The organism is Streptomyces sp. NPDC056948 (genome assembly GCF_042674225.1).
GTDB classification, from domain to species: Bacteria; Actinomycetota; Actinomycetes; order Streptomycetales; family Streptomycetaceae; genus Streptomyces; species Streptomyces purpurascens.
This window is the reverse complement of sequence record NZ_JBHUQX010000444.1, coordinates 1-7347: the sequence shown is the minus strand read 5'-3', so window position 1 is coordinate 7347 and position 7347 is coordinate 1. Positions and strand designations below refer to the sequence as shown.

Genomic DNA, 7347 nt, shown 5'->3' with positions numbered 1-7347 from the left:
CGCCGAACCACTCGGCGGGCCCCATGCGCTTCCTCGGCGGACCCGTCCTATCCGACCTCGCGCAGCACCCCGAGGAGGGCCGACTCGTCCGGCGCGGCCAGCAGCCGCTCCCGGAACCCGGCGTCCATCAGCTTCCGCGACAACAGCGCCAGAATCCTCAGATGCTCGTCACCCGCTGCCGCCTCCGGTACGGCGATCATGAACACCAGCCTCGCCTTCGTACCGTCCGGCGAGCCCCACTCGACGCCCTGCGCGGACCGCGCGAAACCGACGACCGGCTCCGTCACCGCATCCGTCTTGGCGTGCGGAATCGCGGTCTCCTCCCCGAGCCCGGTCGTGCCCTGCGCCTCTCGCCGCAGCGCGGTCGCCACCAGTTCGTCCAGGTCCGCGACCTTGCCGGTACGGGCCAGCAGCTCCGCCATCTCCCGGATGGCGGCCTCCTTGTCGTCGGCTTCGAGGCTGACCTTGACGGTCTGGCCGGTGAGGTGACCGCCGAGGACCTCGGTGGGGATGTCACCGGGGTCGGACGGTTCGGCCTGCTCGGGTACCGCTTCGTCCGCTACGGCTGTGGCGCTGCTCGCGGTTGCGGTTGCTGTGGCGCTGCTCGCGGCGGTAGCGGTCGCGGCCGGCCCACGTACCGTCGCCTGCTCTACGACCGCAGCGCCACCGCCACCGGGCACTCCGGCCGGCACGGGCTCAAGCCCAGCAGCACCCGCACCGAAGCCCGCCTCCCCGCGCCGCTTGCGCTCACCCAGGTCGACGAGGGCCACTGTCGTCAGCGCGGTGACGACCGAGCCGATCACCACGGCCACGAAGAACATCGGCACGCCGCTCACCGCACCCAGCACGGCCACGATCGGCCCACCGTGCGGCACCGCGTCCTCGACCCCGGCGACCCCGGCGATCGCACCGGCGACCGCGCCACCCAGCATGTTGGCGGGGATGACCTGCGCGGGCCGCGCCGCCGCGAACGGGATCGCCCCCTCGGAGATGCCGAAGCACCCCATGAACAGTGCGGCGAACCCGGTCTCCCGCTCCTGCTCGGTGTACAGCCGCTTCCGTATCAGCGTGGCCAGGCCCTGCCCCAGCGGCATGACCGGGATCGCGGCCGCACACATGCCCATGACCGTCTGGTTGCCGGTCGCGATGAGGCCGGCCCCGAACAGGAACGCCGTCTTGTTGACCGGCCCGCCCATGTCGAACGCGATCATGAGCCCCAGAATCGCGCCGAGCAGGATCGCGCTGGTACCGGTCATCCCGCTGAGCCAGTCGGTCAGGTGCTCGAACACCCAGGAGATCGGCTTGCCGATGACGTAGATGAAGAACAGCCCCAGAGCCGTGGTCGCCACGATCGGGATCACGATGATCGGCATGATCGGCTGCGCGAACTTCGGGACCTTGACCTTCTTGATCCACACCACCAGATACCCGGCGAGGAACCCGGTCACGATCGCCCCGATGAACCCGGCGCCCGCCTTGGAGTCGTACAACTCACCGGTGTTGGCGATCCAGCCACCGATCATGCCGGGCACGAGGGCGGGCCGGTCCCCGATGGCATACGCGATGTAGCCCGACAGGATCGGCACCATCAGCGTGAAGCCGATGACACCGATGTTGTTCACGTCCATCCAGAAGGAGTCCTTCGGGATGACCAGACCGCCCGACGGGTCGGTGTGCCCGCCCAGCGAGAGCGAGATCGCGATCAGCAGCCCGCCGACCACGACGAACGGGATCATGTAACTGACCCCGTTCATCAGCGCCTTGTACCCGAGGCTCCGCTCCTTGCCACCACTGGTCGCGGGAGCTGTGGGGGAGCCCCCCTCCGCGTGCACCGGCGCCGACAGCACCCGCTCGATCAACTGCTCCGGGTGACGAATGCCCTCCGCCACCCCGACGGTCAGGACCCGCTTCCCCGCGAAACGGCTCAGGTCCACGTCCTTGTCCGCGGCGACGATGATGCCGTCGGCATGGCTGACATCGTTGTCATCGAGGACGTTTTCAGCCCCGATGGATCCCTGCGTCTCCACCTTCATCTCGATGCCGCGACTCTCGGCGGCCTGCGCGAGCTTCTCAGCCGCCATGTACGTGTGGGCGATGCCGGTCGGGCACGCGGTCACCGCGAGCAGCTTCAACCGCTGCCGCTCACCATCGCCGCCGCCCGTGGGGGGAGGGCCGGCCGGACTGGTCACATCGATCTCCTAACGCCTTTGTCATGCGGAATCGCCGTCCCGGACGCCCCGCAAGATCGATCACTTGTTCAGATCTCCCGGGCATCCTGCACCACGCCGCCGCAGACTCAAAGGCCAAAAGATCCCTGGAGGTTCCGCTTTGTCGCCTCCTGTCGACCGTTCGTTGGTGTCCTGTTATCGAGCCCGCTCATCGCCCGCACCCCCACCGTCCCGTGACCTGCCTCCACCACCTGAAGAACCCGCGCCCTCCGGGCCGTCTCTCATGCTCCCTCCCTCCCCGATGGCGCGATCTGTTCGGATACGGACTGGGGACGGCCCGGCCTCCCGGTGTAGCTTGGGACGGAGCCAGACGTCGCTGCTGATGGCGGTCGGGCGGTCCCACCGCGGACCGGCCGAGGGAGAGAGGGCCTCCGACGGACTGCGCTGCGTGTACGCGGGCATGCCAGTGTCCTCCCTGGGCACCCCTGTGTCCGCCGTCGCGCAGACCAGCCCTAACCACCTCGACCCAACCCCGAGGAGCAGCTCGCAATGACGACTGTCGACAACCGACAGGACTTCAAGGTCGCCGACCTCTCCCTGGCCGACTTCGGCCGCAAGGAGATCACTCTCGCCGAGCACGAGATGCCGGGCCTGATGTCGATCCGCAAGGAATACGCCGAGGCGCAGCCTCTCGCCGGCGCCCGCGTCACCGGCTCCCTGCACATGACCGTGCAGACCGCCGTGCTCATCGAGACCCTGGTCGCCCTGGGCGCGCAGGTCCGCTGGGCCTCCTGCAACATCTTCTCCACCCAGGACCACGCCGCGGCCGCCATCGCCGTCGGCCCGAACGGCACGCCCGACAACCCGCAGGGCGTCCCGGTCTTCGCCTGGAAGGGCGAGACCCTGGAGGAGTACTGGTGGTGCACGGAGCAGGCGCTGACCTGGCCGGGCACCCCCACCGGCGGCCCGAACATGATCCTCGACGACGGCGGTGACGCCACCCTCCTTGTCCACAAGGGCGTCGAGTACGAGAAGGACGGCAAGGTCCCCGCCGTCGACACCGCCGAGAACGACGAGCACCGCGTCATCCTCGAACTCCTGAACCGCACCATCACCGACGGCTCCCAGAAGTGGACCCAGCTCGCCTCGGAGATCCGCGGTGTCACCGAGGAGACCACGACCGGCGTCCACCGTCTGTACGAGATGCAGCGCGACGGCAACCTCCTGTTCCCGGCGATCAACGTCAACGACGCCGTCACCAAGTCGAAGTTCGACAACAAGTACGGCTGCCGCCACTCGCTCATCGACGGCATCAACCGCGCCACCGACGTCCTCATCGGCGGCAAGACCGCGGTCGTCTTCGGCTACGGCGACGTGGGCAAGGGCTGCGCGGAGTCCCTGCGCGGCCAGGGCGCTCGCGTGATCATCACCGAGATCGACCCGATCTGCGCGCTCCAGGCGGCGATGGACGGCTACCAGGTCACGACCCTCGACGAGGTCGTCGACAAGGCCGACATCTTCGTCACCACGACCGGCAACAAGGACATCATCATGGCCTCGGACATGGCCAAGATGAAGCACCAGGCGATCGTCGGCAACATCGGCCACTTCGACAACGAGATCGACATGGCCGGCCTCGCCAAGACCCCCGGCATCGTCAAGGACGAGGTCAAGCCGCAGGTCCACACCTGGACCTTCCCCGACGGCAAGGTGCTCATCGTCCTCTCCGAGGGCCGCCTGCTGAACCTGGGCAACGCGACCGGCCACCCGTCGTTCGTGATGTCCAACTCCTTCGCGGACCAGACCCTGGCCCAGATCGAGCTGTTCACCAAGCCCGACGAGTACCCGACTGGCGTCTACGTGTTGCCCAAGCACCTCGACGAGAAGGTCGCCCGCCTCCACCTCGACTCGCTTGGCGTGAAGCTGACCACGCTCCGCCCCGAGCAGGCCGAGTACATCGGCGTCCAGGTCGAGGGCCCGTTCAAGCCGGACCACTACCGCTACTGAGCCACACTCGTCGGCAGCAGGTTCTCCGAGGCAGGCCCCCGCACCCCCGTGCCGGGGGCCTGCCCCGTTTGCCGGACCAGCGACCGGCTCAGCCCGTCAAGACCCAGGACCCTCATGCCCCGCGGCCGTTATTCGCTCCACGATCCGCACGATCACACCCCCCTCGCGGAAGAGCACTTCCACTGCGCCGTCGGCCCCTCCGGCTGGCGCTACGTCTCCCAGCTGACCACCCCCTCGGGCGATCACCACGGCTCCGTCGACCTCACCCTCGACGAACTCGGCCGCCCCATCCGCCTCGAACTCCACGCCGCCGCCTGGCAAGTCCGCGGCGCAGCCCTCGACGGCGTCACCTGGGTCCGCACCGACCCCACCGGCATCGAGGCCACCGAAGGCAATGTGCGCGCCCACGTCTTCACCGGCACCTCCCCGGCATTCCTCGTCGCCACCGCCCGTCTCCTGCGCCTCACCCCCTCCGCAGCCGCCACCCGCGTACGCCTCGTCGCCTTCACGGACCCGGTCCTCGCCCCGCGCACCGTGGACCAGTCGTGGTCCTTGCTGAAGAGAGAAGCACACGCCACTGACAACGGCCCGCTGACCGTGGACGAATACCAGGTCACAGACCTGGACACGGGCGAGCAGCACGCCGTGCACATCGCAGGCGACGTGGTGCTCGCGGCCCCCGGCGTCGAGCTCGAGGACCTCGAATCACCGCCGTCGGCATTCACCTGACCAGGCAGCCGCAGTTCAGCGGGCAGCCCCGCTCCCACTAAGCCGGCGGCACGAACCCGGTGCCGGGCCGGTCACCCGCCGGTACCTCCGGCGACTCCACAGGCCGGTCCCCGCCACCAGATGACTCGGCCGCCGCACCAGGCGCCACAACGGGCGGTACGTCCGCAGCCGGCGCCGGCGCCGGCGGTCCGTACGCGGCCGGAGCTCCGTACACAGCCGGAGGCCCATCCGCAGCCGAAGCGGGAGACGAGGCCGAACCGCTCCCGAAAGCCCGCCGGGACTCCCGCGCCTGCCGCTCCTGCACGACCGCCGCGAGATACGCCGCCGGCGGAACACCCTGCGGCACCGGAGCCCCCGTACGCTCCGCGAGATCCGACGCCAGCCGCTCCGCCATCGACGAGCCCACCTGCGGATCCAGCTGCTGCATACGCGTCAGGTACTGACGGACGGCGAGCCACAACCCGTCGGGTACCGCGGACAGATCGAGCCCCGAGAACCGTCCCGCCAGCCAGGGCGGAGGAGGCGGCACAAAGCCGGTTCGCGCGACCGGAATGCGTTCCCGGACGACGAGGGTCCCCGCGAACACATCTCCCAGCCGCCGCCCGCGCGCCGACACGAACGAGGCGATACAGGCGACGACCCCGAAGGTCATGAGGATCTCGATCACCGCGATCAAGCCCCTCACCAGCGCATGCCGGAACCGGATCGGACCTCCGTCGTCCCGCACCACACGCAGCCCGCACGCCATCTTCCCGAGCGACCGCCCGTGACTGAGCGTCTCCACCGCGATCGGCGCACCCACCAGCACGAGAACGAACGTCGCGATCGACAACGCCGTCTGCGCCGCCTCGTCCAGCGAGGCCGTGGAAGTCACCAGCACGATGGTCACCGCGACATAGACGGCCATGGCCGCCACAAGATCGAGCAGCACGGCCAGCGCCCTGCTGGGCAGCCTCGCTGGGCGCAGCTCCAACGCCACAGCCTCGCCCGTCACCAGCTCACTCACGCCTGCCGTCCTTCCCCTGCCCTGCCCCGGACAGAGCCAGTCTGCCAAGCTGAGGGCGCATCGCGCCGCAGTACGACAAGCTGATCCACGACGAGTCTCCGACGAACAGCCGAGGAGCAGGCACACCGATGGACCTCGACGTCTTCGTCTCCGCCCACCGAGCGGAGTGGGACCGCCTCGAAGCCCTGCTGCGCCGCCAGCGCCGTCTCAACGGCGTCGAAGCTGACGAACTCGTCACCCTCTACCAGCGCACCGCCACGCACCTCTCCCTGATCCAGTCCAGCGCCCCCGACCCCCAGCTGACCGGCAGGCTCAGTCAACTGGTGGCACGCGCGCGTAGTGCCGTGACAGGTACCCGACGCGCCTCCTGGCGAGACGTCACCCGATTCCTCGCCCACGGCTTCCCCGCCGCCGTCTACAAGTCACGCCACTGGTGGGTACCCACCGCGCTCCTGTCCACAGCCGTGGCCGCGCTCCTGGGCTGGTGGATCGGCACACACCCCGAAGTGCAGGCCTCCATCGCGGCGCCCAGCGAACTACGCGAGCTCACCCGCCCCGGCGGCCAGTACGAGACCTACTACTCCAGCCACCCGGCTGCCAGTTTCGCCGCTCAGGTCTGGACGAACAACGCCTGGGCAGCCGCCCTGTGCCTGATCCTCGGGGTCTTCCTGGGGCTCCCGGTCCTCTGGATCCTGTTCCAGAACATGCTCAACCTCGGCATCGGCTTCGGCCTGATGTCCTCGGCCGGCCGACTCGACACCTTCCTCGGCCTGGTCCTTCCGCACGGCCTGCTCGAGCTGACCGCCGTCTTCGTGGCCGCGGGCACCGGCCTGCGCCTCGGCTGGACCCTCATCGACCCGGGCCCCCGCACGCGACGCACGGCTCTGGCGGAAGAAGGCCGAGCCGCCATCGGCATGGCCATCGGCCTCGCCCTGGTCCTCTTCATCTCCGGCGCCATCGAAGGCTTCGTCACCCCGTCCGGCCTCCCCACCTGGGCACGCATCACCATCGGAGTCGCCGCCGAACTGGCCTTCCTCGCCTACGTCTACGTCTTGGGCGGTCGCGCCGCCCGCGCCGGAGACACGGGCGACGTCGAGGCAGCAGAACGCAGCGCCACCGTGCCGACGGCTGCCTGAACGTCCCCCCTGAGCGGCCGGATGTGCGACCACGTCCGTTCAACTGCTAGTCTCCTCTTCGCCCCACAGGAGTCGTTGACACGGCGAGTGCGGGGAGGTAGATTCGAACAGTTGCCTGGAGGTGGGTTCTACCCCAGACGGCGACGGTGAACATCTGTCTGCTTCTTGAAACGCTGATTTCATTGAAGCCACTCCCGATGAATCGGAAATGAGCGGCCGGTCAGTACGGCCCGAAACTTCTGATAAAGTCGGAACCGCCGGAAAGGGAAACGCGGAAGCGGGAACCTGGAAAGCACCGAGG

5 protein-coding genes are annotated in these 7347 nt (G+C 69.0%); 3 read left to right on the top strand and 2 right to left on the bottom strand.

Annotated elements, in window-relative coordinates:
- Positions 1-47 precede the first annotated feature (47 nt).
- Entirely contained in the window at positions 48-2189 is a 2142-nt protein-coding gene (locus tag ACFTZL_RS37650) for a fructose-specific PTS transporter subunit EIIC (protein ID WP_382592741.1), read from the bottom strand.
- Positions 2190-2717: 528 nt separating this feature from the next.
- Here ACFTZL_RS37650 and ahcY point away from each other — a divergent pair.
- The gene (gene ahcY / locus ACFTZL_RS37645; protein ID WP_382592738.1) at positions 2718-4175 is read left to right on the top strand and encodes an adenosylhomocysteinase; all 1458 of its coding nucleotides are present in this window, start codon (positions 2718-2720) and stop codon (positions 4173-4175) included.
- 114 nt (positions 4176-4289) lie between these two features.
- Positions 4290-4904 (top strand): hypothetical protein, encoded by a 615-nt coding sequence (locus ACFTZL_RS37640; protein WP_382592735.1) that lies wholly within the window; start codon positions 4290-4292, stop codon positions 4902-4904.
- A gap of 37 nt (positions 4905-4941) precedes the next feature.
- On the opposite strand, the gene ACFTZL_RS37635 is transcribed toward ACFTZL_RS37640, so the two are convergent.
- On the bottom strand, positions 4942-5910 hold the full coding sequence (locus ACFTZL_RS37635) for an RDD family protein (RefSeq protein WP_382592732.1): 969 nt from the start codon (positions 5908-5910) through the stop codon (positions 4942-4944).
- A gap of 128 nt (positions 5911-6038) precedes the next feature.
- Between ACFTZL_RS37635 and ACFTZL_RS37630 the strand changes: the two genes are divergently transcribed.
- Positions 6039-7046, top strand: coding sequence for a stage II sporulation protein M (locus ACFTZL_RS37630; RefSeq protein ID WP_382592729.1), 1008 nt, complete (start codon positions 6039-6041; stop codon positions 7044-7046).
- The last annotated feature ends 301 nt before the right edge of the window (positions 7047-7347 follow it).